This window comes from Streptomyces sp. NPDC040718, from assembly GCF_055593565.1.
Genome location: NZ_JBVIXO010000015.1, coordinates 69,819 through 95,765 on the forward strand (window position 1 = coordinate 69,819; position 25,947 = coordinate 95,765).

Sequence of the window (25,947 nt, forward strand, 5' to 3'; positions counted from 1 at the left end):
CCACCCCGGGCCCCCAAACGACTGCGCCCCGTGAAAACCCCTGGACGGCCCGTGACCACTCCTGGCAGGCTCCCGGCATGACCTACGGAATCGAGTCCCACCCCGCCCGGTGAGCGCCCGCGACGAGCGGACGCCGCTCACCCCCGGAGCCTCCCTGTACGACTACGCCCTGTTCCGCCGGGGCGTCGAACCCGCCGACGGCATCCCGCGCGGCGGCTACCCGGTCCCCGAAGGCCCGCCCGGCCCACCGCCCTCCCGGCCCCGCCCCGGCTGGAACCGGGCGCGGGAGGAAGTCACCGCCGCCCTCGCCGGCCCGCTGGCCGATCCGGACCCTGTCCGGGCCGCGGAGGCCGTCCACGACGCCGCCGGCCGGCTCCCGCTGCCGGACCGGACCGTCCTCGCGGTGGCCACCCGGATGCCGCTGGCCGACGAGGCCGCCGCCCGGGCCACCGCCCGCCGGCTGACCCGGACCGGCACCAGCCTCGCCGCCGTCGGCGTCGGCGTCGCACTCCTGATCCGCCTCGGAGAACCCGAGGACGTGCCCTGCCTCAAGGCCCTCGGACTGCTGCGCGGACTGGGCGGCCCCGCCGCGGCCGCGCTCGACCCCCTCGACCGGCAGGCGGCCGCCCTGCTGCACCTGGCCCATCTCGGCCGCGACCGGACACTGACCCCGCTGATCGACGCGGCCGCCGCCCCCGGGTCCGGCGACGACCGGGCCGTACGGGACGCACTCGTCGCCCTCGTCACCGCACCGGACTGGGCCGCCACCACCCGCTGGCTGTCCCGCCGGATCGCCGAGGCCGCCCGCCTCGACGGCCTCCTGCGCGCACACCCCGACGACCCCGCCCTGACCACGACCGCCGGGCTGCTGCTGCACGGCATGGCCGACCGCCACAACGCACGCGCCGACCTCCTCGACTACGGCCACCGGCCCGCCCCGGCCACCCCGCCGGCACCGGGAGAGGAACCGGCCCCGAGCCTGATGTTCGAATGGCAGCTCCCCGACGACGGCCGGCCGCCCGAGGTACAGGCCGAAGCGGCCGTGGCGCGCCTGGAGACCGCCGACCCGAAGACCTACGCCAGGGTGACCGGCGGGAGCCGGAAGCTGGCCGACTCCCTCGGCTACGCCTGGCCGCAGCAGAGGTAGAAGGAGGGGAGGGTCCCGGGGCGGACCGCCCCGGGACCCTCCCCTCCTTCACGTAGTCCAGACCACCGACTGCACCTCGCTGTACGCGTGCAGCGCGTACGAGCCGACGTCCCGCCCGACCCCCGAACGCTTGAACCCGCCGAACGGGGCCTCCATGTTCCGGCCGACCGTGTTGACCCCGACCCCGCCCGAGCGCAGCCGGCGCGCCACCCGGAAGGCGCGGGCGGCGTCCCCGGACCACACGTAGCTGATCAGCCCGAAGTCGCTGTCGTTCGCCAGCCGGACGGCCTCCTCCTCGTCCCCGTCGAACGGGACCACGACCACCACCGGGCCGAAGATCTCCTCCCGCACCACCCGCATGTCGTTCGTGCAGTCCACCAGCAGCGTCGGCGCCACGTAGAAGCCGCGGCCGTCGCCGACCACCGGGCGCTCGCCGCCGTACGCGATCCGCGCGCCCTCCTTGCGGCCCAGCTCCACGTACGACTCCACCCGGTCGCGGTGCGCGGCCGAGATCACCGGGCCGACCACCGTGCCCCGCTCCCCCGGGTCGCCGACCTTCATGAAGGCCAGGTAGCCCCGCAGCTTCTCCACCAGCGGTTCGTACACCGACCGGTGGACGATCACCCGGGTGGGCGCGGTGCAGATCTGACCGCTGTAGAAGGAGAAGGTGGTGCCGATCCCCATCACCGCCGCGTCCAGGTCGGCGTCCTCCAGGACGATCGCCGCGCCCTTGCCGCCCAGCTCCATCAGCTGCCGCTTCATGGTCCGCCCGCACACCTCGGCGATCCGCTGCCCGACGCCCGTCGAGCCGGTGAAGGAGACCATGTCCACGTACGGGGAGTCCACGGCCGCCTCGCCGACCTCCACCGAGGCACCCGAGACGACGTTCACCACGCCCGCCGGGACCCCCGCCTCGTGCAGCGCCTCGGCCATGCGGAACACCGACAGCGGGTCCTGCGGGGCCGGTTTCACCACCACCGTGTTGCCCATGGCCAGCGCCGGGGCGACCTTGCCGGCCGGGTTCGCCCACGGGTTGTTGTACGAGGTGACGCAGGCGACCACCCCGACCGGCTGGCGCACCTCCAGCGCGCCCAGCACGGACGCCTTCCCCATCGGGCCGGCCTCGGTGACCTGCGGCGGGAGCCCCTTCTCCACCGGCTCCAGGGCGCCCTTCGCGTACCGCCGGAACCGGGACACGCCGACGCCGACCTGCATGCCGCGCGCGATGCCCGTCGGCGCGCCCGTCTCCGCCTGCGCGAGGGCCGCCCACGGCTCGAACTCCCGCTGGATGACGTCCGCGGCCCGGTCGAGGATGGCCGCGCGCTCCTCGGGGGCCGTACGGGACCACGTACCGAAGGCCTCGGCGGCGGCGCGGGCCGCCTCCTCGACCTGGGCGCGGGAGGCCTCGGGGGCCAGGCCGACGACGGACTCGTCGGCCGGGTTGACCACCTCGTAGTGGCCGCCGTCGGGCTCGACCCACTCGCCGCCGATGTAGAGGCGTGTCATCGGGTGCTCACCGTCCTCGTGTCGCGGCCGGAGCGGAGCACGGTCCCCGGGACCGCGCCGGTCACCTCGTCGTCGCGGATGGTCTCCACGCCGTTGACGCGTACGGACACCACTCCGATCCCCCGCGCGTCCAGCCGGGGGCTGTCGCCGGGCAGGTCGTGGACGAGGGTCGCCGGGCCCGCGTCGATGCGCTCGGGGTCGAAGAGGACCAGGTCGGCGTGGAACCCCTCGGCGATCCGGCCGCGCTCGCGCAGCCCGAACAGCCGGGCCGGGTCGTCGGTGAGCATCCGTACCGCCTGCTCCAGCGGCACGAGCTTGCGGCCGCGCAGGCAGTCGCCCAGGAACCGGGTCGTGTACGGGGCCCCGCACATCCGGTCCAGGTGCGCGCCGGCGTCGGAGCCGCCGAGCATGACGTCCTCGTGCTGCCAGGTCTCGGCGCGCAGCGCCCAGGTGGCGGGGTCGTTGTCGGTGGGCATGGGCCACAGGACGGTGCGCAGCTCGTCGTTGGCGCAGATCTCCACGAGGCACTGGAAGGCGTCCTGGCCGCGCTCGGCGGCGATGTCGCCGACGACGCGTCCGCTGAGCCCCTCGTTCTCCTTGCTGTACGTGTCGCCGATGACGTACCGCCCGAAGTTCGCGAGCCGCCGGAAGACGCCGGCCTCCTTGCTGTCGGCGCGGCGCAGCATCTCGGCGCGTACATCGGGCTCGCGGAGCTTCGCGATGCGTTCGGGGACGGGCAGCGCGAGGACCTCGCCCCAGCCGGGGATGAGGTTGAGGGCGCAGAACGTGCCGAGGGACATGTTCATGGGGGTGAGGATCGGCATGGTCAGCGCGACGATCCGGCCGCCGGACTCGCGGGCGCGCTCGCTGGGGACGAGCTGGCGCGGAACGCGTTCGGGGACGGCGGCGTCGATGGTGAGGACGTTCCAGTTGAGGGGCCGGCCGGCGGCGGCGCTCATCTCGACGAAGAGGTCTATCTCGTCGTCGGAGAACTGGTCGAGGCAGCCGGCGACGATGGCTTCGAGCTGGGTGCCCTCGTGTTCGCCGACGGCGCGGGAGAGCGCGAGGAGTTCCGCGGGTTCCGCGTGCCGGGAGGCGACGGGGGCGCCGGCGCCGTCGGAGTGGGTGGAGGACTGGGTGGTGGACAGCCCCCAGGCGCCGGCGGCCATGGCGTCGTGGAGGAGCGCCACCATCTGCTCCAGCTGGCCGGGGGTGGGCCGCCCGCCGACGGCGTCCTCGCCCATGACGTGCCGGCGCAGGGCGCAGTGGCCGACCATGAAGCCGGCGTTGACCGCGATGCGGCCTTCGAGGGCGTCGAGGTACTCTCCGAAGGTGGACCAGGACCAGTCGACGCCCTCTTCGAGGGCGGCGAGGGCCATGCCCTCGACCTTGCTCATCATGCGGCGGGTGTAGTCGGCGTCCTCGGGGCGGGCGGGGTTGAGGGGCGCGAGGGTGAACCCGCAGTTGCCGCCGGCGACGGTGGTGACGCCGTGGTTCATGGAGGGGGTGGCGTAGGGGTCCCAGAAGAGCTGGGCGTCGTAGTGGGTGTGCGGGTCGATGAACCCGGGGGTGAGGACGAGGCCGGTGGCGTCCTCGGTGGTCACCGCCTCCGCCTTCGTGCCGGGCTCGGCGATGAGGGCGATGCGGCCGTCCTTGATGCCGATGTCCGCGGGGTACGCGGGGGCGCCGGTGCCGTCGACGACGGTCGCTCCGCGGATGAGGTGGTCGAGCATGACGGTCCCCTCCTGGGTGGTTCCGTGGTCTTTGCCGTTGCCGTTGCCCTGGCCGGGCGTGTTCCGTGTCCCGCGCCGTTGCCCTGGCCGGGCGGGTTGCGTGTCCCGCGCCGTTGCCCTGGCCGGGCGTGTTGCGTGTCCCGCGCCGGGTGTCCCCCTGCCCCTCCCTGGGCGGGGCGGTGCCGTGCCGTGCGGTGCGGGGCGTCGGCCCTGCGGGGCTGTCCCCCACCCGCCCTTCCACCGTTCCCCGGGGCTGCGCCCCGGACCCCCTGGGGGCTCCGCCCCCAGACCCTCCCCCAGCTACCGCTGGGAGGTGCCCCCAGCGCCTCAAACGCCGGCGGGGCTGGATGGAGCCGGCGGGGCTGATTTCAGCCTCGCCGGCGTTCGAGGCGCGGGCGCGGTAGCGCCGTGTCTTGAGCCGCGCCCGGCGACTGAGGGCGAGAACAGGTGAAGGGCGGGGAGGGGCGAGCCCCGCGCAGCGGCCCACCCACCCGCACGCACCCACCGGCCCCGGCCACGGGCACGGGCACCGCCCCCGCCCCACGTCCGACGGCCGGAGTCCGGCGCAGCGGCGCGAAGCCGGGGAGGCCCTCCGGGGCCGAGCCGTGCGAGCGGCGCCGGCGGCGGCCCGTCAGGAAACGGCCTGGCGGAAGCGGGTCGTGCGGTGGACCGGGTCGGTGTCGATGTGCGGGATGACGTGCTCGCCGATCAGCTTGACCGTCGTCATCGTGTCCTCGTACGAGACGCCGGTCGGCAGTCCGAAGGACAGCTGGTCCGCCCCCGCCTGCTCCCACCTCTTGCACTGGGCCCGGACCTCCGACGGGTCGCCGCAGATCAGCAGCTCCTCCGCGATGAGCAGCTCGATGATCTCCGCGTTGTACTCCGGCAGGGTCTCGGGCCACTGCGGGATCGCTTCCGGCCGCGGGAAGGTGTCGTGGTAGCGGAACACCAGCGACTGGAAGCGGTTCATGTTCGCGTTGACCGCGATCTCCACCGCCTTCTCGTGCGTCTCCGCGCAGATCGCCGTCGAGGTGACCATCACGTTGTCGTTCACGAAGGCGCCTATCGCCTTCGCCTCCTGGATGGCCGTCTTGTACTGCTCCAGGACCCACTCCATGTCGGAGACCTTCTGGACGCTGAAGCCCAGCACGCCCAGGCCCTTCTTCGCCGCCATGGCGTACGAGGAGGGCGAGCCGGCGGCGTACCACATGGCCGGGTGGGCCTTGCCGTACGGCTTGGGGAAGATCTTGCGCGGCGGGAGCGACCAGTGCTTGCCCTGGAAGCCCTCGTACTCCTCCTGGAGGAACATCTTGGGGAATTCCGCGATGGTCTCCTCCCAGATCTCCTTGGTGTGGTTCATGTCCGTGATGCCGGGCATGAAGCCGAGGATCTCGTGGCTGCCGGCGCCGCGGCCGGTGCCGAACTCGAATCGGCCCTTGGAGAGGTGGTCGAGCATGGTGACCTTCTCGGCCACCTTCACCGGGTGGTTGACCGGGGCGAGCGGGTTGAAGATGCCGGAGCCGAGGTGGATGCGCTCGGTGGCGGCGGCGAGGTAGCCGAGGAAGACCTCGTTGGCGGAGAGGTGGGAGTACTCCTCCAGGAAGTGGTGCTCGGAGGCCCAGGCGTACTTGAAGCCGGACTTGTCGGCCTGGATGACGTACTGGGTCTCCTCGAGCAGCGCCTTGTGCTCCGCCTCGGGGTCGACCTTGGACCGCGCCTCAGGCACGTATCCCTGCACGAAGAGCCCGAATTCCAAGGGGGTTCACCGTCCTTAGGTTTCTGACGTTGCGTCAGATTTGATGGGTCCGACTGTTCCACCGCCGGGGCGGGACCGTCAAGAGAGCCGAACGGCTCTGTCTGACGAGTCGTCAGTAAATCTCAGAGGATGCTCACGCCCGCCATCCAGCCGCCGTCCACCACGAACGGCTGGCCGGTGATGTAGGAGGAGTCGTCGCCGGTCAGGAAGAGGGCGAGCTTCGCGATCTCCTCCGGGCGCCCCACCCGGCCCAGCGGGACCACCCGCTTGTACAGCTCGGCCATCGCGCCCCTGGCCTCGTCGGTCATCCCCGCCGGGTCGAGCAGCCCGGGGTTCGCCATGGGGGTGTCCACCGCGCCCGGGCACATCGCGTTGACCCGGATGTTCTTCGCCGCCAGCTCCAGCGCCGCCACCCGCGTCAGCCCGAGGACCGCCGCCTTGGTCGCCGCGTACGCGCCCACGTAGGCCATGCCCGTCAGGCCGGTGTACGAGGAGGTGTTGACGATGGTCCCGCCGCCGGCCGCGCCGATCTCCGGGGCCAGCGCCCTGATGCCGAGGAAGGCGCCGATCTGGTTGACCTCGACGACCTGGCGGAACTCCTCCAGCGGGGTCGAGGCCAGCTCGTTGAAACGCAGGATGCCCGCGTTGTTGACCAGCCCGTCGACCCGGCCGAAGGCCTCCTTCGCCGCGGCCACGGCGGCCTCCCAGTCCTCCTCCCGGCTCACGTCCAGCCGTACGTACCGCACCCGGTCCGCGCCCGCCTCCGCGGCGATCTCCTCGGCGACGGCGGCGCCCTGCTCGTCCAGCACGTCGCCCAGCAGCACCCGCGCGCCCTCGGCGGCGAAGAGGCGGGCCTCCTGCTCCCCCTGGCCGCGCGCCGCACCGGTGATGACGACGACGCGTCCGTCCAGCTTGCCCATCCCGTACTCCTAGTCGTTGAGGAGCGGGGCCACTTCGGCCCCGAACGCGGTGATCTGGTCCACGAGTTCGGCGCGGTCGCGATTGCGGAAGCGGACCTGGACCTGGTCCACGCCCAGCGCCGCGTACTCCCGCAGGGACTCGGCGAGCACCTCCGCCTTGCCGGCCAGGGTCCGGCGGCCGGTGTCCCAGCCGGGCTCGCCGACGTACAGCGGCTCGGTGATCGCACCGACCTCGAAGGGGCCCTCGACCCCGGCCGCCTCCCGCAGCTCGCGGATCCGGGCGACCTGGCCCGGGATGCGCTCGCGCGGGTCGCCCTGCGGGAGCCAGCCGTCGCCGCGCACGGCGGCCCGGCGGACGGCCGCCGGGGAGGAGCCGCCGACCCAGACCGGGATCCGCTCCTGGGCGGGCCGGGGCAGCTGCCCGAGGTCCCGGAAGGAGAACCGCTCCCCCTCGAACTCCGGGTACTCGTCCGGGCCGAGGGCGGCGCGCAGCGCGTCCAGGCTCTCGTCCAGCACGGCCCCGCGGCGCCCGAAGTCGACGCCGAGCACCTCGAACTCCTCCTGGACGTGCCCGGCGCCGACCCCGAGGACCAGGCGGCCCCCGGAGAGGTGGTCGAGGGTCGCGTACTGCTTGGCGGTGAGCAGCGGGTGGCGCAGCCCGACGATCGCGACGTGGCTCAGCAGCCGCACCCGCTCGGTGATCCCGGCCAGGAAGGCCAGGGTGGCCACCGGGTCGTACCAGACGGTGCTCATGGGGCCGGCGAGGCGGCGCGGGACGGCCACGTGGTCGCAGGTGGCCACGTACCCGAAGCCGGCGCGGTCGGCGGCGCGGGCCACCTCGGCGAGGTCGGCAGCGCCGGCGGAGGCCTCCCAGGGCTCGGCGTAGATGGTGCTCTGCGACTGGACGGGGAGCTGCATCCCGTACTCCAGCCGGCCTTCCGGAAACACGCGTGCCATGCCGGGCCCGCCTCGCCTTCGTATGCCGATTCGTCGTGCGGTGCCGGGCCATCGTCGTAGCTGACGGTCCGTCAGGCAAGGGGGTGGGGGCGAGCACCCGATCGGGCGAACACCGGTGGGTACGGGTACGGGTACGGGTACGCACCCGTACCCTCCGGGTATGGGAAGGAGCACGACGATGCCCGACGCGAACATCCGGATCCCCGAGGAAGCCAAGGACAGACTCGCCGCCATAGCGGCCGCCGAAGGACTTTCGCTCCGCGCCTACCTGGCCCGCCTGGCCGAGACCCTGCTCACCCCGGCCGAGCGCGCCGAACGCGCCGAACGCGCCCGTGTCCTGCTGCGCGACTGGAACGGCTACGCGCCGACGGAAGCCGAACAGCAGGAGCTGGACGGCGAGCTGGACCGCCGCCTGCACCGGGCGGGGCCCCGGTGACCGAGCCCGTGCACATCGTGCTGGACAAGACGGCGATGACCGCCGCCGGGAGGGGAAACGTCCTCGTCTCGCGCCTCATCCACCGCGCCCACGCCGAGCCCGGCTGGTTCCTCTACGCCCCGTCCTGCGCGCTGGTCGAAGCCGACCGGACCCGCCCCGGCACGGCGGAGCACCTCGTGGCCCTGCCCGGCGTGATCGTCCTCGACCTGGACCTGCCCGCCGCGCTGGCCCTCGCCCGGCATGAGACCTGGGCCGCCGCCCACTGCCTCCACGCCGCCCAGCCCACCCCCGACCGGCCCGACGGCGCGATCGTCGCGACCACGGATCCGAAGTGGTGGGCCGGCGAGCCGGTCCGGATCCTCGACCTCAACCCATAGCCCGGGGGCTGTCCGGAGCGGCCGGGAGCGCCTAGGGTGCGCGCGTGCAACTGATGCTCACGCTCATCAGCGGGATCGCCTGGACCGTCGTGTACGTCGAGGCCGCCCGGGTCGGGCTGCGGGACCGGACGTACGCCATGCCCGTCGCCGCGCTCGCGCTGAACTTCGCCTGGGAGGTCGTCTACGCCTACGACGACGTCCGTACCGGGCTCTCCCCGCAGGGCGTTGTCAACCTGGTGTGGGCCGTCGCCGACACCGTGATCATCTACACCTACCTGCGCCACGGCCGGGCCGAGCTGCCCGGCTTCGTCACCCGGCCGCTGTTCGCCGCCTGGAGCACGCTCGTCCTCGGCACCGGCTTCGCCGTGCAGATCCTGTTCGTCGCGCACTTCGGGACGCACGACGCCAGCCGCTACTCGGCGTTCCTTCAGAACCTGCTGATGTCCGGCCTGTTCATCGGCATGTACGCCGCCCGGCGCGGACCGCGCGGGCAGTCGCCGCTCATCGCCGTCGCCAAATGGCTCGGCACCCTCGCGCCGACGGTGCTGTTCGGAGTGATGGAGGGGAACGGCTTCGTGCTCGGGCTGGGGGTGCTGTGCTCCGTCTTCGACCTCGTCTACATCGGGCTGCTGGTGCTGCGGCCCGGCGTCGGTCCCGGTGCCGGTCCGGGCGTCGGCGTCGGCCCGGCCACGGTCAGAAGCCTGCCGGACCCATCGCGATGACCGGCTTCGCCGCCGGGTCCAGGCTGCGCAGCAGTTGCTCCATCGCCTGCTTCGGGAGGCCGACGCAGCCCTGGGAGGGGCCGTCGTGGTCGACGTGGAGCCAGATGTTGCCGCCCTTGTCCTCGCCTTCCGGCATGCCCGGGTCGAGCGGTGAGACCCCCTTGCGGCGGTTGTAGTCGATCGCCACGACGTAGTCGAAGGAGCCGTCCAGCGACTCGCCGTTCACGCCCCGGCCCGACGGGACGAAGCCGCGGTCCTGGTCGTACGGGAACTTCGTGCCGGACGGCGGCGGCAGCAGCCCGCCCGCGTCGGTGAGGGAGAACACGCCCTGCGGGGAGGTCAGGTCCCCGTACTCGCGCTCGCGCTCGGCGGACCAGCCCTTCGCGCCGTTGCGGGCCGGCCAGTGCCCGGCGACGGTCCACTCCTTCCCCGCGGCGGTGCGGGTGAAGAAGGTGACGGTGGAGTCCGAGGAGTCCTTCGCCTTCCCGGTGACCAGCACCAGCTGACGCGCGCCCGCCGGGATCCGGGCGCGGGTCGCCGCGCTGAGGGTGTCCGGGAGGCCCTGGAGGGCGTCCGCACGGGGGGTGCCGCGCGTGGCGTGGCCCGGGGCGCCGCCCTGCGCCTGGGGCTGCTGCTTCGGGGCCGGGCTCTGCCCCTGGGCCTGCGGGCGGGCGTCCGACCGGGCCGCCGGCACGGGCGCACCGGGCTGCTCGTACAGGGCGTGCACCCAGCCGGCGCCGAAGGCCAGCAGACCGAGAGCGGCCACGACGATCAGCGCCGTCGGCGGTCGTCCCGGGGAAGCGGAACGCCGGCGGTCGGCCGTACGGGCGCGGGAGCCGGAGCGGGCTCGGGCGTGCTTGCTCATCCACCCGAAGGTACATCAGGTGATCATCGTTCCCCGCGAACGCCGGTCTCCCGCGCCTCGTGCGGCGCGGGAAAGCGGACGCGGACGGTCAGCCCGCCGTCGGGCTCCGGGTTGGCCTCGGCGAGCAGCCGTGCGCCGTGCGCCCGCGCGATGGAGGCGACGATGGAGAGGCCGAGCCCGGCACCCTCACCCGCGGTGTGACGCCGTTCCACGCGGCGGCGGAAGGGTTCCAGCAGGCGGGGCACGTCCTCGGGCTCGATCAGCGGGCCGGTGTTGGACACCGTCAGCACCCCGTCGGCGGAGGTCGTCACGCGCACCCGGCCGCCTGCACGGTTGTGGCGTACGGCGTTGGCGAGCAGGTTGCGCACGAGGTGCCCGAGCAGGGTGGCGTCGCCGGTCACCGTCAAAGGCGCGAGGTCCCGTACGACGGTCAGCGCGGGGGCGGCGGCGGAGGCGGGGGCCGGTGCCGCTCCGGCCCCCGGGCCCGCAAGCGGAACCCCGTCCGGGGCAGGGTCGGGGGCGGGGGCCGGAGGGGTCTCGGCGGGGGCGGTCGCGGTCAGTTCCGCCGCCGTCAGGGCCGCCAGGTCCACCGGCTGCGACGACTCCAGCCCCTCCTCCGACACGGCGAGCAGCAGCAGCGACTCCACCAGGTGCTCACTGGAGTCGGCCACCGCGATCAGCCGCTCCCGGATCCGCGCCACCTTCGCCGGCCCCGGCTCCCCCGCCAGCCCGATCTCGGCGGCGGCCCGCTGCACGGCGAGCGGTGTGCGCAGCTCGTGCGCGGCGTTGGCGGCGAACCGGCGCTGGGCCCCGACGAGGTCCTGGATCCGGTCGAGCATGCCGTCGAAGGTGTCGGCCAGCCGCTTGAGCTCGCCGGGCGGGGCCCGGAGCCCGATCCGCTCGTGCAGGTTCGCCCCCGACAGGCGCCGGGCCGTCTCGGTGATCACCCCGACGGGGCGCAGCACGCGGCCCGCCATCCACCAGGCGAGCCAGACCGACAGGACGGCGAAGAGGGCGAGGGCGACGAGGGAGACCAGGGTCAGCTCCTGGAGTGCGGCCCGGGCGGCGGCGTCGGAGAGGTTCTGGGTCACCCGCCACTGGGCGATCTGCTCCGGGGTGGGCGCGGTGCCGGGCGGCAGTCTGTGCGCGGGCTCGAAGCCGCGGTCGGAGGGTACGGGCGTGACCCCGTCGGAGGGGACGGGCAGGCCGGGCATGACGGTGGTGACGGCGCCGTTGACGCGGGAGTAGAGGCCGGTGCGCAGCAGTACGTTGACCAGCGCGACCAGGCCGCCGCCCGCGAGGAGCAGCAGCGCGCCGTAGAGCGCGGTGAGACGGGTGCGCTCGGAACGGAGCACCGCTCTCATCGCGGACCACCGCTCCGGCCGGGGTGCGCGGGCCCGGCCGCGGCCGCGATGCGGTAGCCCTCCCCCGGCACCGTTTCGATCAGCGGCGGCTCGCCCAGCTTGGCGCGCAGCTTGCTCAGCGTGACCCGGACGGCGTTGGTGCGGTAGCCGGTCTCCTCCTCCCACACCCGCTCGATCAGGTCGTCGCTGCTCAGCACCGCGCCCTCGGCCCGCAGCAGCGCCTCCAGCACCGCGAACTCCTTGCGCGACAGGGCGAGCCGGTGCCCGTCGCGGGAGGCGGAGCGGCGTGCGGTGTCCAGGGCGATCCCGGCCCGCTCCAGCACCGGCGGCAGCGCCGGGTGGGCGCGCCGGCCGAGCGCGAGGACGCGGGCGAGGAGCTCGTCGTACGCGAAGGGCTTGGTGAGGTAGTCGTCGGCGCCCAGGCCCAGGCCCTCCACCCGGTCCCGCACGGTCCCGGAGGCGGTCAGCATCAGCACCCGGGTCAGCAGCCGTTCCCGTACGACCTGCCGGCACACCTCGTCGCCGTGCAGGCCGGGCAGGTCCCGGTCGAGGACGAGGACGTCGTACTCGCCGAGGCGCAGCCGGCGCAGCGCCTCCGGCCCGTCGCCGGCCTCGTCGACGGCCAGCGCGTCGCGGCGCAGCCCCTCGGCGATCATCTCCCGCAGGAACTCCTCGTCCTCCACCACCAGAACTCGCATGCCGTCCTCTCTACAGGAGGGGCGCATTTCGCCGTTGTAAGCGCAGTGCGAGAGAGAAGCGAAACACCGCTTTCGCGCACGCTCGGCGCCATGAAGCGATCCCTGACCATGACCACGGCCGCGGCCCTCACCGGGCTGGCCCTCTTCGTCACCGCGTGCACGAACGGCGGCACCCCGGACGGCGGCAAGGAAAGCTCCGCGAGCGGGGGCGGCGGCGGCAACGGCGGCGGCAACGGCGGGGCCGACGCCGACAACGCCGTGAAGATGCGGCAGTGCCTGCGCGAGCACGGGATAGACGCCCCCGACCCCAAGCCGGGCCAGAACCCGAACGGCATGACGGTCGGCGGCGGCGCGGACCCGCAGAAGATGGAGGAGGCCATGAAGGCCTGCGGCATGCGCACCCCCGGCTCCGGGGAGGGCCCGACGCAGGAGCAGAAGGACAAGGAGCTGCGCTGGGTCCGCTGCATGCGCGAGAACGGCGTGGACCTCAAGGACCCCGAGTACAGCGGCGGCATGAAGAGCGGCATCGAGGTCCCCAAGGGGCAGGAGAAGGCCTTCGAGGAGGCCCAGAAGAAGTGCGAAGCGGCCTGATGGGCGCCCGGCGCCGCGGAACGTGGCTGGTGGGCGCCCTGGTGGCCGTACTCGCGGTCTCGGGCGGCGGCTACGCCGTCCTCGCCCGGTCCCCGCAGGACGGCGGCGGGCGGCAGGACGCGGCCGGCGCGCTGCCGCCGGCGACGGCCCCGGTGACGCGCGGCGACCTCGCCTCGGGCCTCCAGGTCGACGGCACCCTCGGCTACGCGCAGGAGCGCAGGCTGAGCGCGCCCGGGGCGGGGGTCCTCACCTGGATCGCGGGCGAGGGGTCGGCCGTCGAGCGGGACGGGCGGCTCTTCGAGGTCAACGGGAAGGCCGTGCGGCTGATGTACGGGGCGGTGCCGATGTACCGGGCGCTGAAGTCCGGGGACAAGGGCGAGGACGTCCGGCAGCTGAAGCGGAACCTGACCGCCCTCGGGTACGGGACGGGGCTGGACGCGCAGGACGGCACCTTCACGGCCGGTACGGCGGCGGCGGTGAAGCGCTGGCAGAAGGCGCACAAGGCGCCGGAGACGGGCGAGGTGGCGAGGGAGGACATCGCCTTCGCCTCCGGCCCGCAGCGGGTGAAGCGGACGGAGGCGGCGCTCGGCGACGAGCCCGGTCCGGGCAAGCCGGTGCTGACGGTGACCGGAACCGAGCGGATCGTCCGCTTCCCGCTGGACGCGGCGAAGGCGGGGGCCGCGAAGACCGGGGACGAGGTGACGGTACGGCTGCCGGGCGGCGGCAGCGCGGCCGGGAAGGTCGACGCGGTGGGCGGCACGGCGGGCACGGACGACCAGAACGGCGGACGGGGCGGCTCCGGCGGAGGGTCGGGAGGCAGCGGAGGCGGAGGCGGAGGCGGCGACAGGAAGGCCAAGGTGGACGTGAGCGTCGTCTTCGACGACCCCGGCGCGGTCAAGGGCCCGGAACAGTCCCCCGTGTCGGTGGAGCTGACCGGCGAGACCCGCACCGGCGTGCTCTCCGTACCGGTGAACGCGCTGCTGGCGCTCCCCGGCGGCGGCTTCGGCGTCCAGGTCGTCGAGAACGGCAGGGCCCGCGAGGTGAAGGTCGAGCTCGGCATGTTCGGCAAGGGCCGCGTCGAGGTCAGCGGCGGCGGGCTCGCGGAGGGCATGCGGGTGGGGGTGCCCAAGCTGTGAGGCGGCACGCGCACCCGGTGGTCGAACTGGCCGGGGTCACCAAGGAGTACCCGGGCGGGGTCACGGCCCTGCGCGGGGTCGGCCTGACCGTCCTGAGCGGGGAACTCCTCGCCATCGTCGGCCCGTCGGGGTCCGGCAAGTCCACCCTGCTGCACATCGTCGGCACCCTGGACCGGCCGAGCGCCGGCACCGTGCGGATCGCCGGCCACGACGTCGCGGCGCTGTCCGACCGTTCCCTGTCGGCGCTGCGCTCGCGGCACATCGGCTTCGTGTTCCAGTCCTTCCACCTGGTGCCGGGCCTCAGCGCCCGGGCGAACGTCGCCGAGGGACTGCTGTACTCCGGGCTCCCGCGGGCCGAGCGCGGCCGCCGGGCGGCGCGGGCGCTGGAGCGGGTCGGACTCGGCGACCGGATGGACCACCGCCCCCACGAGCTGTCGGGCGGGCAGAAGCAGCGGGTGGCCATCGCCCGGGCGGTGGCGGGGGAACCGGACCTGCTGCTGGCCGACGAGCCGACGGGGGCGCTGGACACGGCCTCGGGCCGGTCGGTGATGGAGCTGCTGCACGAGCTGAACGAGGACGGGGCCACCATCGCCGTGATCACCCACGACAACGAGATCGCGTCGAGCCTGCCCCGGCAGGTGCGCGTCCGCGACGGCGAGGTCGTCGAGGACACCGGCACGGCGGGGGCCGCGTGATGGGCGGCGGCCGTACGAAGACCCCTGCGCGGGAACGTACGGGGACGCGGGCGAGGACGCGTACGCGGCTCCGGCCGCCCGGGCTCACTCCGCGCGACGTCCTGCACGCCGGGTCGGCGGGGCTGCGCGCGCGCCCGGTGCGGGTGTTCCTGTCGGCACTCGGCATCGCGATCGGCATCGCGACGATGATCGCGGTGGTCGGCATCTCCTCCTCCAGCCAGGCCAAGCTCTTGCGGGAGCTCGACAAGCTGGGCACGAACATGCTGGTGGCCACCCCGGCCCCCGCCATGTTCTCGGGACAGGACACGAAGCTGCCGAAGGAGGCCCCGGGGATGGTCTCGCGCATCGCGGGGGTCGAGTCGGTCGGGACCACGGGCGACGTCGGGGAGTCCGTCCGCCGTTCGGAGAACATCCCGCAGGAGGAGACCGGCGGCATCGCGCTCAAGGCCGCCAAGGACGACCTGCTGGGCACCCTGCGGGCCTCCGTGGCCCGGGGCAGCTGGCTGAACGCCGCCACCGGCCGCTACCCGTCGGTGGTGCTCGGGCACGTCTCGGCGCGGCGGCTGGGCATCACGGAGCCGGGGCAGCAAGTGTTCATCGGGGGACGCCACTTCACGGTCGTCGGCGTCCTCGCGCCCGTCCCGCTGGCCCCGGAGGTCGAACGCTCGGCCCTGGTCGGCTGGGAGGCGGCCGAACGGCTGCTGGGCTTCGACGGCCACCCGACGGCGGTCTACGAGCGCTCGGCGGACGACCGGGTGGCCGCCGTCCGCTCCCTGATCGCGCAGACGGCCAACCCGCGTACCCCGAGCGCGGTTTCGGTGACCGACCCCTCGGCCGCGCTCCAGGCGAAGGCGGCCACGGAGGGCGCGTTCAGTACCCTCCTGCTCGGCCTGGGCGGCATCGCCCTCCTGGTGGGCGGGGTCGGCGTCGCCAACACCATGATCATCTCGGTGCTGGAGCGCCGCCACGAGATCGGCCTGCGCCGCTCGCTCGGCGCCACGAAGGGGCAGATCCGGATCCAGTTCGTCACCGAGTCCCTGCTGCTGTCCGGCCTCGGGGGCCTGGCGGGCATCGTCCTGGGCGGGGCCGCCACGGGCGTCTACGCCCGGGCCGGCGGGCTGCCCTGGGTGGTCCCGCCGTGGGCGGTCACCGGCGGCTTCGCGGCCACCCTGGCCATCGGCACCCTGGCGGGCCTCTACCCGGCGGTCCGCGCGGCCCGCCTGAGCCCGACCCTGGCGCTCCAGGCGGCGTGAGGAGGGGTCGGCGGCAGCCCACGGCGTGCCACCGACCCCTCCCGTCCCGGTACCGCCCGACTTACCCTGATCTGATGAGAACTCCGCGTCAGGCAGCCCGCATTGTCGTCCTCTCCCCCAGCGGATCGGTGTTCCTGTTCCGCGAGAACAACGTAGAAGTCGGGATCCACTGGCTGCCCCCGGGCGGCGGGATCGACCCGGGCGAGACCCCGGAGGAGTGCGTACGGCGCGAGCTGCGGGAGGAGACCGGGTGGACCGACCTGGAACCGCAACGCCTGCTGTGCACCTGGGAGCACGACTTCACCCACCAGGGCATCCCGGTCCGCCAGCACGAGCACATCTACGTCACCAACGGCCCCCGCCGCGAGCCGGTGCTCGAAGAACCCGGCATCCACTGGCAGTGGCTCTCCCCGGAGCGCCTGGCCGGCCTCGGCGAACCCCTCTGGCCCCCGCGCCTCCCGGAACTCCTCGCCCGCACCCCCGCCGAACCGGTCCACCTGGGACTGATCGCCTGACCCGGGCGCCGAGATGCGGGGCGGACGCGCGCGGCGCAGGATGAACGGGGACGTCCGAGCAGCAGCGACGGCCGATGCCGCGGGGGCGGGGAAGGGACCGGCCGGTCCGCTCTCGCACGCGTCCTCCTCCAGACCGCACCGCTGCGGCGCTCCCCCGACGGGGCCGCCCGCACGCGCCCCCGTGCCAGGAAAGGGGAGCACCCATGAGGAAATCCCTGGTGGCCGCACTCGCCACCGTCACGTCCGCGACGGCCGTCCTGCTGGCCGGACCGGTCACGCCCGCGAGTTCCGCGTCTGCGTACTGCAACCAGACGACGCCGAACAACTCGATCCTGTTCTACAAGGCCGGCACCGGCGAAGCCGGCACCGGCACGCTCACCGGCGGCCGCTGGCTGTACAAGGCGGCGTTCCGCCTCCCGGCCGGCTACACGCACGCGGCGGCAAGCCGCGATTCGCTGGTGCTCTACAACAAGGACACCGGCGCCGGCGAGACCGGCACCTTCACGGACGGCAAGTACACCCGCAGCGAGACCTACGACGACTTCTCGAAGGGCTGGACCTTCGTCGAGGCGTCCGGCGACTCCGTGATCTTCTACAAGAGCGACGGCCACGGCGTCACGGGCACCCTCAAGGGCGGCCTGTACCGGGAGTCCCGCGTCTACGACAACTTCAGCTCGGACTGGGGCACCATGGCCGCCTCCTGCGACACGCTGATCGCGGCGGCCCGGCACGGGTCGACCGAGTTCCCGTGGAGCAACGTGGGGTACGGAACCCTCTCCGGCGGCGTCTACACGGACAAGGGCAGCATCCCGAGGGACGACTTCCTCGGAGAGCTGACCGCGACGAAGGACTCCGTGCTGTCCTGGGCGAGGGCCGGCGCCGAGCTGGAGCACCGGGTGTCCAAGGCCACCGACGGCACCGGCATCTCCTTCCGGAAGATCGGCACCTCCGGCATCTGGGACAAGGTCGGCCGGACCTCGGACAGCCTGTTCTTCTACAAGAACGACGGCACCGCCTGGACCTCGACACTCGTGAACGGCACCTACACCAACGTCGGCACGCTGCCCCAGGTCTCCTCGGGCTGGACCCTCATCGAGGGCGGCGTCTGAGGACGCGGCGCCGGCGCCCGAAGGGCCCACGGCCCCGCCACGCCACTCAGCGCGCCCGCCCGCCCGTGCGCACCGCGCCCGCGCTCGCCGCCACGACGAGCGCGATCGCGGCGCACTGGACGGGCGAGAGGCCCTGGTCCAGCACCAGGTAGCCGGCCGCCGCCGCCACGGCCGGGGACAGGCTGGCCAGTACCGCGAAGGTGGCCGCGGGCAGCCTGCGCAGGGCGAGCAGCTCCAGGGTGTACGGCACCCCCGAGCTCATCACGGCGATCGCCAGGCCCAGGGCGAGCACGCCCGGCTCCAGCAGGGCCGTGCCCGCCGATCCGACGCCGAGCGGCAGGCTGACCAGGGCGGCGACGGCCATCGCGATCGCGAGACCGTCCAGGCGCGGGAACCGGGCGCCCGCCCGGGCGTTGAAGACGATGTACGCCGCCCACATCGCGCCGGCGCCCAGCGCGAACGCCACGCCCGCGGGGCTGAGTCCGGCGAAGCCGCCCCGGCCCAGCAGGAACACCCCGGCCAGGGCGAGCCCGGCCCACAGCAGGCTCGCCGCGCGCCGCGAGACCACCACCGACAGCAGCAGCGGCCCGAGCACCTCGATGGTGACCGCCGCGCCCAGCGGGATGCGGTCGACGGCCTGGTAGAAGAGCAGGTTCATCCCGCCGAGGGCCAGGCCGAAGCCGACGGCCACCGCCCAGTCGCGGCGCGAGTACCCGCGCAGCCGGGGCCGGGCGACGGCGAGCAGCAGCACCGCGGCGAAGGCCACCCGCAGCGCGACCGTGCCGAGGGCCCCGGCCCGGGGGAACAGCAGCGCGGCGAAGGCCGACCCGAACTGGACCGACAGCGTCCCGGCCAGCACCAGCCCGACACCGACGGGGGTGCCGCGGCCGGCGGCGTGGCGGAGGAGACGCGCCGAGGTGGTGGCGGAGCGCGTGGAGGTGGCGGAGCGCGTGGAGGTGGCGGAGCGCGTGGAGGTCATGCGTTCCACGCTAGGAAGCGGGTCGCGCCGTGTGAAATGCCGAGTGGGGCCCGGTTATGCTCCCCAGGCATGACCATCGAGCTGCGGCACCTGCGCGCCTTCCTCGCCATCGCCGACGAGGGCAACATCACCCGCGCCGCCGCCCGCCTCCACCTGAGCCAGCCCGCGCTGTCCCGCACCCTGCGCCGACTGGAGGACCACCTCGGCGCCCGCCTCGTCGACCGCTCCACGCACCACCTGGAACTCACCGCGCAGGGCCGTACGTTCCGCGACAAGGCCCGCACGGCCGTCGCCGCCGTGGACGCCGCCCTCGACGCCGGCGGGCTGCGGAGCTGGCCGCTGCGCCTCGGCCACACCTGGGCGGCGCTCGGCGACCACACGATCCCGCTGCTGCGCCGCTGGGACGAGTCCCGCCCGGACGTCCCGCTGGAGCTGCTCCGCGTCGACGACCCCACGGCCGGCCTCACCCAGGGCAAGGTCGACGCGGCCCTGCTGCGCGGCGCCGTCACCGCGCCCGGGGTGCGCACGGCACTGCTGCTGGAGGAGGAGCGGGTGGTGGTCATGCCGGCGGACAGCCCGCTGGCCGCACTCCCCCGCGTCACCCTGGCCGACCTCGCGGCCCACCCCATCGTCCTGAACACCGTCTCCGGGACCACCACCCTGGAGCTCTGGCCCGCGGCGGGCCGGCCGGCGCCGGTGATCGAGGTGGCCAACACCGACGAGTGGCTCATGGCCATCGCCGCCGGGCGCGCCCTGGGGGTCACCACCTCGGCGACCCCCAGCAACCACGCGCACCCGTCGCTGGTCTACCGCCCCCTGGCCGACGCCCCGCCGGTCCCCGTCGTCCTCGCCTGGCGCGAGGGCCCGGTCCACCCGGCCGTACCGGACCTCCTCGCGCTGGCGCGCGAGATCCTCGGCGGGCGGACGGGCCGCGACCTCAGGGGCTGACGTTGGCGCAGATGGCGTAGAAGTCACCCCTGACGTTGTTTTCGGTGGGGTTCTCGGCGGAGACGTGCCACGACGTGCCGTCCGCCGAGGGGCCGGACTCGCGCACCACCAGGTACATGGGGTCACCGCTGGTCACCGTCACCCCGCCGCCGAGCACCCGCTTGCCGGCGGGGCAGTCGATCACATCCCTCCTGAGCCAGGTCGGGCCGGAAGTGAATCCGCCGGTGACCACCTCGTAGCCGGGGATTCCGGAACCGCTCGTCGAAGTGGACGCGGACTGGCCGCAGTTGACGTTCTGAGTGCCGGTGAGGGTGTTGCCCGACCCGGCCTGGCCCACGGGGAAGCAGGCGAGGACGACCGACGGGTTGCCGAGGAGCGAGAGCAGACTCTCTCCGTCCGCATGGGCGCTGCCGCCTCCCAGCAGTACTGCCGCCAGGGCGGCGCTGCCGATCGTCGCGAGCTTCTGTGAGAGCTTCAAGGTGCTGCCTTTCGTCCGGGCGGGCCGGACGGGCCCGGGACCGCCGCAGACAGGATCCCGAGACCGGCGCGCCGGACGCGGGGGCGACGCGCCGACCGCCTCGCCCCTTCCCCTGATCGGGCCCCCCGGATCAGCGCTGGCCCGTGGCCCGCGCGTAGAGCTTGGCGGCGTAGTCGCCGAGGACCGTGCTCGTGGAGACGTCGTCCGTGTCCCCGCCGGTCAGGATGCCGACGATCTTCCCGTCGCGGCCGATCCAGGCGCTGCCGCTGGTACCGCCCGGGAAGTCGGAGCAGTCGAAGCGCTGCTGCCGCTCGCCGGTGCGTACGGCGACCGCCGTGCAGGTACGCGGAACCTTGCGGTCGGCGGGGTAGCCCGTCACCGTGACCTCCTCGCCCGCGCGGCCGGACGTGTCCAGGGGCGCGCCGCCGGTGACGGCCTCGACGGTGCGGCCCTTGTCGTCGGGGGCGAGGCGGGCGAAGGCGAGGTCGTAGTCGTCGTCGGTGCCCTCGGCCCAGCGCTCGTCCTCGAAGACCTCCTCGATCTTCCACACCCCGTACGGGGCCGTGCCGTTCACGTACCCGGGGGCGAAGACGGCGCCCTTGCCGCCGGTCTGCTTGCCCTCCATCAGGCAGTGGCCGGCGGTGACGATCATGTTCTTGCCGGGGCTGCGCACGACGGTGGCGGTGCAGAAGTGCTCGCCGTCGAGGCCGCCGGTGAAGAGGGCGCCGGCGAACGCGACGGGCCCGCCGGGCTGGGGGCTCGCGGCGGCCGGCGGAGGCGTGGCGAGCTGCGGCTTGGACACCTGCGCCCGCGACGGCCCGGTCGGCGACGCCGAGGGCAGCGCCGACTTGGCCCGCACCGGAGCGGCCCCCTCGGGAGGCGGCACCAACTCGGCCACCGCCGCAGATGCGCCCAGCGCCGCCAACGCGCACAGCACCGCCGTCACCACGGACCGCTTGTCCACCGCCATGATCCCTCCCGCTTTGCCCTGGCGAGCATGCCCCGCGGACATGCCAAGGTGCAAGGCCGGAGCACCGGGCGGGGCCGGGTTGGCGGGATTCAGCCTGGCCGAATCACAGCTGGTTTGGGGGTTTCCCGTCAGTCCCATCGTCCTTCCGTGTCGGGCCGGTCCCTCAAGGGCGCTCACTGCGTTCGCGTCGCTTCGCGATGGCCTTCGGCCACCCTTGACCGACCGTCCCGCCCCGGAAAGCCGAAAGACTGCCGGGAAGCCCCCAAAGGAACGGTCACGGGGCAGGAGGAGAGGAGCGGGTCCGTCAGCGATGAGGCGACGGGGCCGGGCCTTGGCCGACCGGGCATCCGGGCCCGTGGATGCCGGATTCGGGGCCGGGGGCGCGACTACCCGCACGAGAGGCCGACCAGAGCGACCTCCGGAGCACCCAAGCGCGCTAGATCGCTACGCGCTCCTCATATCTCGGCGTCCGGCGACCGTCTGGGGCTGATACCCCCACCAGAGGATGACCGGAGCGGCCCAGGGAGCGGACGGGCGCGGCAGATCGCTACGCGCTCCCCTTGTCTCAGCGTCCGGCGGCCGTCCGGGGCTGATACCCGCACCGGAGGGACAATGAGGACATGAGCGGGAAGTACGCGGATCTGGACGGCGTCCTGGGCATCGGCGAGGACGCCGAGGGGGTGGCGTTCTACCTGCGCATCACTGCGGGTGAGCTCACCTACGACCGGGGCGGGGAGAGTTTCGACCACATCCAGGTCATCCTCTTCCAGACGGCTGCTCCAGGCCGCCCGGAGGACGCGAACGACATGTTCGAGACCGACGAGCTGGACGGCCTGGCCGCCGAGCTCCGTCGAGGAATCCTCGACTGGTACGGCGACCGCATGGCATTCCGCCTGCCCACGCCCGAGGAGCGGGACCTGATCCACGCCGCCACGGGCTGGACCTGACCGTCAGGCCCGGAAGCCGAGACAGGTCCACGACACTCCGGGACGTCCGTGCGGATCCTCGCGCTCGGCGAGGTGCAGGACCTCGCGATGCACCTCGTCGAAGGTCACGCTCTCGTACGGCTCGGCCAACGCCTCGGCCGCCTCACCGTATCCGGCGGTACTGGCCAGCCCATCCGTTTCACTGTCCACGACAAGGCCCCCCTGCCGCCCCGGACGGCCGCCGGACGCTGAGACAAGGGGAGCGCGTAGCGATCTGGCGCGCCCATGTGCGTCCTGGGCCGCTCCGGTCATCCTCTGGTGGGGGTATCAGCCCCAGACGGTCGCCGGACGCCGAGATATGAGGAGCGCGTAGCGATCTGGTGCGCCTCGGGGCGCCGGAAGTCGCTCTGATCGACCTCTCGGCCGGTAGTCGCGCCCCGGGCTCGGAATCCGGCACCCACGGGCCCGGATGCCCGGCCGGCCGACGCCCGGTCCCGTCGCCTCATCGCTGAGAGACCCGTCCCTTCCCCTCTGGACCGTGCCGTTCTTTTGGGGGTTTCCCGGCAGTCTTTCGGCTTTCCGGGGCGGGTCGGTCGGTCAAGGGTGGCCGAAGGCCATCGCGAAGCGACGCGAACGCAGTGAGCGCCCTTGAGGGACCGGCACGACACGGAAGGACGATGGGACTGACGGGAAACCCCCAAACCTTCTCCGAGACCGTCCGGCCGGAACCCCGTCAGCCCGTGACGCCGCCGAGGAAGGCCAGCCAGGCCGCAGGTGCCAGGGCCAGCTCGGGGCCGGCCGCCACCTTGGAGTCCCGGACGTGGATGGCCTGCGGGCAGGTGGCCACCTCGACGCAGTTGTCGCCGTCACTGCCGCTGTACGTCGACTTGTGCCAGGAGAGGGCCACTTCGACGCAGTTGTCGCCGTCGTTGCTGCTGTAGCTGCTCTTGAACCAGTGCAGATCGGCATTGCTCATAGCGTCCCTCGCGTTCTCTCCAACAGGCCCAAGGAGTCAGCCGGATTGAGAGCCTGCGAACGCAGTTTGGCATACCGCTGCTGGAGGATGCTGACCTCTTTGGGGTCCGAAATGAGCACCCCGGCACGCTGCCCTTCGCTGTAGCCGAACCACTGGTGATCCGGGGTCTCCAGGAGGCAAATGGGACCGTCGTGACCGGCATGTTCGGCCTGCCGCCTCGGCATGATCTGAACCGTCACGTTGCGCAGCCGCACCACTTCCAAGAGGTGGTCGATCTGGTCACGCATGACCTCCGGCCCACCGAAGCACCGGTCGAAAACCGCTTCCTCGACGATGAAGCTGAAGGAGGAGTTCGGCAGATCCCGCAGTATGTACTGTCGGTCCATCCAGCCGACGACCTGGGCCTCGATCCTCTCGTCCTCCAGCGGCGGAACCCGCTCCGCGAACAGCCCCCGCGCATACCCCTCCGTCTGCAACAACCCCGGCACCATCCGGCACTCGTACGTGTACAGGCTCAGCGCCGTCGGCTCCAGCAGGGCCCACTTGCGGAACCACGACGCCACCCGCCTCGGCCGTGTCAGGTACTGGGCCGCGCCCTTCACCGCGCCGAAGCAGTCGAGCTGTTCCTCGACCAGCTCCACCAGCCGTTCACTCGGGTAGCGGCGGGCCTGTTCCACCGAGGCGATGTACTGCGCGGAGTAGCCGATCAGCTCGCCCAGGCCCTCCTGGGTCAGGCGGGCGCGTTTCCGGAAGGCCTTCAGGACGGCCGCGAAGCTGCGGAGGGCCCCGTTCGGGTCCTCGACGTCCTCTTCCTCTTCGGTCTCACAGTCGGCGTCGTTCACGCGCTCCACCTCTGACACCCCCAACTCACGCACCTCCGCGCCATGTTCAGGGCAGCCCCTCCCCCCGGACCAGTACCTCCACTCGTACAACACCCCCAGTAGCAGCAGCTCGGTCGAATCCGACCCGAACCCCACCACCTCCGATCACCAACGGCCTTTACAAGGCCCCGTTTTCACGTAAGCTCCCCCTCAACAGCCAAACAGTGTCCGGGGGAAACAGTAATGTCGATCGCCGCTCTCACCACCACCGCCACCACCACCGCCATCACCGCCGCCGCCCTCACCACCCCTCTCGCCGCCCTCCTCACCCACCGCGCCCTCCGCCGCGCCGCCAACGCCCGCCTGATGCGGATCGACACGCCGAACGGCATCGACGAGCAGGGGTTCGTCCGGATCGGCGGGATCGACCAGTGGATCTCCATCCGGGGCGAGGACCGGGCCAACCCGGTGCTGCTGGAGATCCACGGCGGTCCCGGTGCGGCCAACTCCCCCTACGGCGCCCGCACCCGGTCCTGGGAGCGGTACTTCACCCTCGTCCGGTGGGACATGCGCGGCGCCGGCCTCACCTTCGCCAACGGCGGCGCGACCGCCCAGGGCGGGGAGGCCACCTTCGAGCAGCTCTACGCGGACGCCCTGGAGGTCACCCACCACGTCCGCGAGCGCCTCGGCGTCGACCGGGTCGTGCTCCTCCCCAGCTCCTTCGGCACGGTCTTCGGGCTCCGCCTGGCCCGCAACCACCCCGAGCTCTACTCCGCGTACGTCGGCACCGACCAGAACGTCCTGGAGGCGGGCCGGGACACCTCCGCGTACGACGCCACCCTCGACCGGCTCCGGACGGCCGGCAAGACCAAGGACCTCGCGACGATCGAGGCCATGGGCCCGGACCCGCGCCGGTGGACCCCGAAGCAGCGGACCGTGTACGACAAGCTGTGCGCGGGCAGCGACCAGCTGACGCTGGACACCGTGAAGAAGGTGGTCCTGGGTTCGATGTGGCTGTCGCCGCTGTACTCCTTCAAGCGGATCGCGGCGTACTTCAAGGCGCAGGGCTTCTCGGAGTCCGTCACCCCCGGCTCCCACGACATCGACGTCTGGGCCGACGGGACCACCTTCCGCATCCCGTTCTTCGTCTTCCAGGGCGCCCACGACGTGATCACCCCGGCAGCCCGCGCGAAGGCTTACTTCGACGCGGTCGAGGCCCCCGTCAAGGCGTTCGAGCTGATCGAGGACGCGAGCCACTTCGCGGCGCTGCGCCACCCGGACCGCTTCCTGGACCTCCTCCTGACCCACGTCCGCCCGGCCGTGACGGGCGCTCCCGCCGGCGCCCGCACCACCGCCTGACCGCCGGGTGCGTCAGTCGGCCGTGCCGCGCGGGACGACCCACCGCATCGGCTGGCCCGTGACGGCGGCGATCAGGTCGTAGTCGCCGTCGTAGTGCAGGACGGTCGCGCCATTCATCTCCGCGGTCGCCGCGATGACCAGATCCGGTACGGATACCGCCTTCCAGGCGCCCGCTTCGATCAGCAGGGCCTGAACCTCCATGGCCCGGTCCCACGCCTCGTCGTAGGTGGCGAGCCAGTCGAATCCGCGCAGCTCCTCACGGATCTCCCGGGCCTCGGCCGCGCCCCGCGCGCTGTACAGCACCTCAAGCTCGATGGCGCCGCACAGGGCGAGGAGCCCCTGGACATGCAGGGGCTCGACCACCTTCCGGACAGCCGGCTCGGGGTAGCGGGCGAGCGCGGACTTGTCGATGAGGAAACGTGTGCTCATGTCGCCTTGTCCCGCACGTCTGGAACGGGGTGCTGGCCAGGTGCGGCATCGGGCACTCCCGGCTGGTCGACCGGGCCGGTGAGGTCGGGCAGCCGCCCCTCGGCCAGGCGGGCGAAGAACGCCTCTCGCTTGCGGCGCTTGACCACGTCCTCAAGGGCCGCGTTGACCGTGGCGACCTTCGTCTTCGTGCCGAAGATCTCTGCGGCCTCCGCCAGCAGGGCGTCGTCCACGTCGATGACGGTTCTGGCCATGATGACCTCCTCGGCGCGCGGCGACCTGCC

Annotated in this window: 29 protein-coding genes; 13 read left to right on the plus strand and 16 right to left on the minus strand. The window is 73.2% G+C overall.

The window, feature by feature from the left end; genetic code table 11:
- The first annotated feature begins 109 nt into the window (after positions 1-109).
- Positions 110-1,147, plus strand: a complete 1,038-nt coding sequence (locus ACZ597_RS29295; protein ID WP_471336211.1) for a hypothetical protein — start codon at positions 110-112, stop codon at positions 1,145-1,147.
- A 48-nt stretch (positions 1,148-1,195) separates the two neighbouring features.
- Here the strand turns inward: ACZ597_RS29295 and ACZ597_RS29300 are convergent, their stop codons facing one another.
- From ACZ597_RS29300 to ACZ597_RS29320, 5 genes are all read right to left on the minus strand, one after another.
- The gene (locus tag ACZ597_RS29300) at positions 1,196-2,653 is read right to left on the minus strand and encodes an aldehyde dehydrogenase family protein (RefSeq protein WP_471336213.1); all 1,458 of its coding nucleotides are present in this window, start codon (positions 2,651-2,653) and stop codon (positions 1,196-1,198) included.
- The gene (locus ACZ597_RS29305) at positions 2,650-4,386 is read right to left on the minus strand and encodes an N-acyl-D-amino-acid deacylase family protein (protein ID WP_471336216.1); all 1,737 of its coding nucleotides are present in this window, start codon (positions 4,384-4,386) and stop codon (positions 2,650-2,652) included. Before ACZ597_RS29305 ends, ACZ597_RS29300 begins: the two co-directional genes overlap by 4 nt.
- Before the next feature lie 631 nt (positions 4,387-5,017).
- On the minus strand, positions 5,018-6,142 hold the full coding sequence (locus ACZ597_RS29310; RefSeq protein WP_471336219.1) for an LLM class flavin-dependent oxidoreductase: 1,125 nt from the start codon (positions 6,140-6,142) through the stop codon (positions 5,018-5,020).
- 122 nt (positions 6,143-6,264) lie between these two features.
- Positions 6,265-7,062: an SDR family NAD(P)-dependent oxidoreductase gene (locus tag ACZ597_RS29315; protein ID WP_471336222.1), complete on the minus strand. Its 798-nt coding sequence runs from the start codon at positions 7,060-7,062 to the stop codon at positions 6,265-6,267.
- Between the two features lie 9 nt (positions 7,063-7,071).
- Positions 7,072-8,019: an LLM class F420-dependent oxidoreductase gene (locus ACZ597_RS29320; RefSeq protein ID WP_471336225.1), complete on the minus strand. Its 948-nt coding sequence runs from the start codon at positions 8,017-8,019 to the stop codon at positions 7,072-7,074.
- A 178-nt stretch (positions 8,020-8,197) separates the two neighbouring features.
- Here ACZ597_RS29320 and ACZ597_RS29325 point away from each other — a divergent pair, with 178 nt between their 5' ends.
- Genes ACZ597_RS29325 through ACZ597_RS29335 form a run of 3 tightly spaced genes read left to right on the plus strand, consistent with a single transcriptional unit; the run spans position 8,198 to position 9,554 of the window.
- A complete protein-coding gene (locus tag ACZ597_RS29325) occupies positions 8,198-8,455 on the plus strand; it encodes a hypothetical protein (protein WP_471336228.1) in 258 nt (85 codons plus the stop codon).
- 35 nt (positions 8,456-8,490) lie between these two features.
- A complete protein-coding gene (locus ACZ597_RS29330) occupies positions 8,491-8,832 on the plus strand; it encodes a PIN domain-containing protein (protein WP_471336474.1) in 342 nt (113 codons plus the stop codon).
- Positions 8,833-8,885: 53 nt separating this feature from the next.
- Positions 8,886-9,554 carry a transmembrane-type terpene cyclase gene (locus ACZ597_RS29335; protein WP_471336477.1) on the plus strand — a complete coding sequence of 223 codons (669 nt, stop codon included), beginning with the start codon at positions 8,886-8,888 and terminating at the stop codon, positions 9,552-9,554.
- Here ACZ597_RS29335 and ACZ597_RS29340 read toward each other — a convergent pair.
- From ACZ597_RS29340 to ACZ597_RS29350, 3 genes are read right to left on the minus strand one after another with little or no spacing between them, the layout of a single operon-like run.
- Entirely contained in the window at positions 9,526-10,419 is an 894-nt protein-coding gene (locus ACZ597_RS29340; protein WP_471336230.1) for a L,D-transpeptidase family protein, read from the minus strand. The two genes, ACZ597_RS29335 and ACZ597_RS29340, sit on opposite strands and share 29 nt — an antisense overlap.
- A gap of 23 nt (positions 10,420-10,442) precedes the next feature.
- Positions 10,443-11,783 (minus strand): sensor histidine kinase, encoded by a 1,341-nt coding sequence (locus ACZ597_RS29345; protein ID WP_471336233.1) that lies wholly within the window; start codon positions 11,781-11,783, stop codon positions 10,443-10,445.
- Entirely contained in the window at positions 11,780-12,481 is a 702-nt protein-coding gene (locus tag ACZ597_RS29350) for a response regulator transcription factor (protein WP_471336238.1), read from the minus strand. The genes ACZ597_RS29345 and ACZ597_RS29350 overlap by 4 nt, the downstream gene beginning before the upstream one ends.
- 90 nt (positions 12,482-12,571) lie before the next feature.
- On the opposite strand from ACZ597_RS29350, the gene ACZ597_RS29355 reads away from it, so the two are divergent.
- From ACZ597_RS29355 to ACZ597_RS29380, 6 genes are all read left to right on the plus strand, one after another.
- Complete coding sequence (locus ACZ597_RS29355; RefSeq protein WP_471336241.1) at positions 12,572-13,072, plus strand: hypothetical protein; 501 nt, start codon at positions 12,572-12,574, stop codon at positions 13,070-13,072.
- A complete protein-coding gene (locus ACZ597_RS29360; protein ID WP_471336244.1) occupies positions 13,057-14,208 on the plus strand; it encodes a peptidoglycan-binding protein in 1,152 nt (383 codons plus the stop codon). Before ACZ597_RS29355 ends, ACZ597_RS29360 begins: the two co-directional genes overlap by 16 nt.
- The gene (locus ACZ597_RS29365) at positions 14,205-14,903 is read left to right on the plus strand and encodes an ABC transporter ATP-binding protein (RefSeq protein ID WP_471336247.1); all 699 of its coding nucleotides are present in this window, start codon (positions 14,205-14,207) and stop codon (positions 14,901-14,903) included. The genes ACZ597_RS29360 and ACZ597_RS29365 overlap by 4 nt, the downstream gene beginning before the upstream one ends.
- Complete coding sequence (locus tag ACZ597_RS29370) at positions 14,903-16,156, plus strand: ABC transporter permease (RefSeq protein ID WP_471336250.1); 1,254 nt, start codon at positions 14,903-14,905, stop codon at positions 16,154-16,156. Before ACZ597_RS29365 ends, ACZ597_RS29370 begins: the two co-directional genes overlap by 1 nt.
- Positions 16,157-16,230: 74 nt before the next feature.
- Positions 16,231-16,671: an NUDIX hydrolase gene (locus ACZ597_RS29375; protein ID WP_471336253.1), complete on the plus strand. Its 441-nt coding sequence runs from the start codon at positions 16,231-16,233 to the stop codon at positions 16,669-16,671.
- Between the two features lie 203 nt (positions 16,672-16,874).
- A complete protein-coding gene (locus ACZ597_RS29380) occupies positions 16,875-17,780 on the plus strand; it encodes a hypothetical protein (protein WP_471336256.1) in 906 nt (301 codons plus the stop codon).
- 46 nt (positions 17,781-17,826) lie between these two features.
- Here ACZ597_RS29380 and ACZ597_RS29385 read toward each other — a convergent pair whose 3' ends face one another.
- Positions 17,827-18,759, minus strand: a complete 933-nt coding sequence (locus ACZ597_RS29385) for an EamA family transporter (RefSeq protein ID WP_471336259.1) — start codon at positions 18,757-18,759, stop codon at positions 17,827-17,829.
- Positions 18,760-18,828: 69 nt separating this feature from the next.
- On the opposite strand from ACZ597_RS29385, the gene ACZ597_RS29390 reads away from it, so the two are divergent.
- Positions 18,829-19,707: a LysR family transcriptional regulator gene (locus ACZ597_RS29390; RefSeq protein WP_471336262.1), complete on the plus strand. Its 879-nt coding sequence runs from the start codon at positions 18,829-18,831 to the stop codon at positions 19,705-19,707.
- Here ACZ597_RS29390 and ACZ597_RS29395 read toward each other — a convergent pair.
- Together ACZ597_RS29395 and ACZ597_RS29400 are read right to left on the minus strand one after the other, a co-directional pair.
- Positions 19,697-20,185, minus strand: a complete 489-nt coding sequence (locus ACZ597_RS29395) for a hypothetical protein (protein WP_471336265.1) — start codon at positions 20,183-20,185, stop codon at positions 19,697-19,699. The two genes, ACZ597_RS29390 and ACZ597_RS29395, sit on opposite strands and share 11 nt — an antisense overlap.
- Before the next feature lie 130 nt (positions 20,186-20,315).
- Positions 20,316-21,155, minus strand: a complete 840-nt coding sequence (locus ACZ597_RS29400; RefSeq protein WP_471336268.1) for a trypsin-like serine peptidase — start codon at positions 21,153-21,155, stop codon at positions 20,316-20,318.
- A 620-nt stretch (positions 21,156-21,775) separates the two neighbouring features.
- On the opposite strand from ACZ597_RS29400, the gene ACZ597_RS29405 reads away from it, so the two are divergent.
- Positions 21,776-22,102, plus strand: a complete 327-nt coding sequence (locus ACZ597_RS29405; protein ID WP_471336271.1) for a hypothetical protein — start codon at positions 21,776-21,778, stop codon at positions 22,100-22,102.
- 3 nt (positions 22,103-22,105) lie between these two features.
- Here ACZ597_RS29405 and ACZ597_RS29410 read toward each other — a convergent pair whose 3' ends face one another.
- The 3 genes from ACZ597_RS29410 to ACZ597_RS29420 form a co-directional block, all read right to left on the minus strand.
- Positions 22,106-22,291, minus strand: a complete 186-nt coding sequence (locus ACZ597_RS29410; protein WP_471336273.1) for a hypothetical protein — start codon at positions 22,289-22,291, stop codon at positions 22,106-22,108.
- A gap of 523 nt (positions 22,292-22,814) precedes the next feature.
- Entirely contained in the window at positions 22,815-23,057 is a 243-nt protein-coding gene (locus tag ACZ597_RS29415) for a DUF397 domain-containing protein (RefSeq protein ID WP_471336276.1), read from the minus strand.
- Positions 23,054-23,899 carry a helix-turn-helix domain-containing protein gene (locus ACZ597_RS29420; protein ID WP_471336279.1) on the minus strand — a complete coding sequence of 282 codons (846 nt, stop codon included), beginning with the start codon at positions 23,897-23,899 and terminating at the stop codon, positions 23,054-23,056. Before ACZ597_RS29420 ends, ACZ597_RS29415 begins: the two co-directional genes overlap by 4 nt.
- Positions 23,900-24,121: 222 nt before the next feature.
- On the opposite strand from ACZ597_RS29420, the gene ACZ597_RS29425 reads away from it, so the two are divergent.
- On the plus strand, positions 24,122-25,237 hold the full coding sequence (locus ACZ597_RS29425; RefSeq protein ID WP_471336282.1) for an alpha/beta fold hydrolase: 1,116 nt from the start codon (positions 24,122-24,124) through the stop codon (positions 25,235-25,237).
- A 12-nt stretch (positions 25,238-25,249) separates the two neighbouring features.
- Here the strand turns inward: ACZ597_RS29425 and ACZ597_RS29430 are convergent, their stop codons facing one another.
- Entirely contained in the window at positions 25,250-25,666 is a 417-nt protein-coding gene (locus ACZ597_RS29430; protein WP_471336285.1) for a PIN domain-containing protein, read from the minus strand.
- Entirely contained in the window at positions 25,663-25,917 is a 255-nt protein-coding gene (locus tag ACZ597_RS29435; RefSeq protein ID WP_471336288.1) for a type II toxin-antitoxin system VapB family antitoxin, read from the minus strand. The genes ACZ597_RS29430 and ACZ597_RS29435 overlap by 4 nt, the downstream gene beginning before the upstream one ends.
- Between the last annotated feature and the right edge of the window lie 30 nt (positions 25,918-25,947).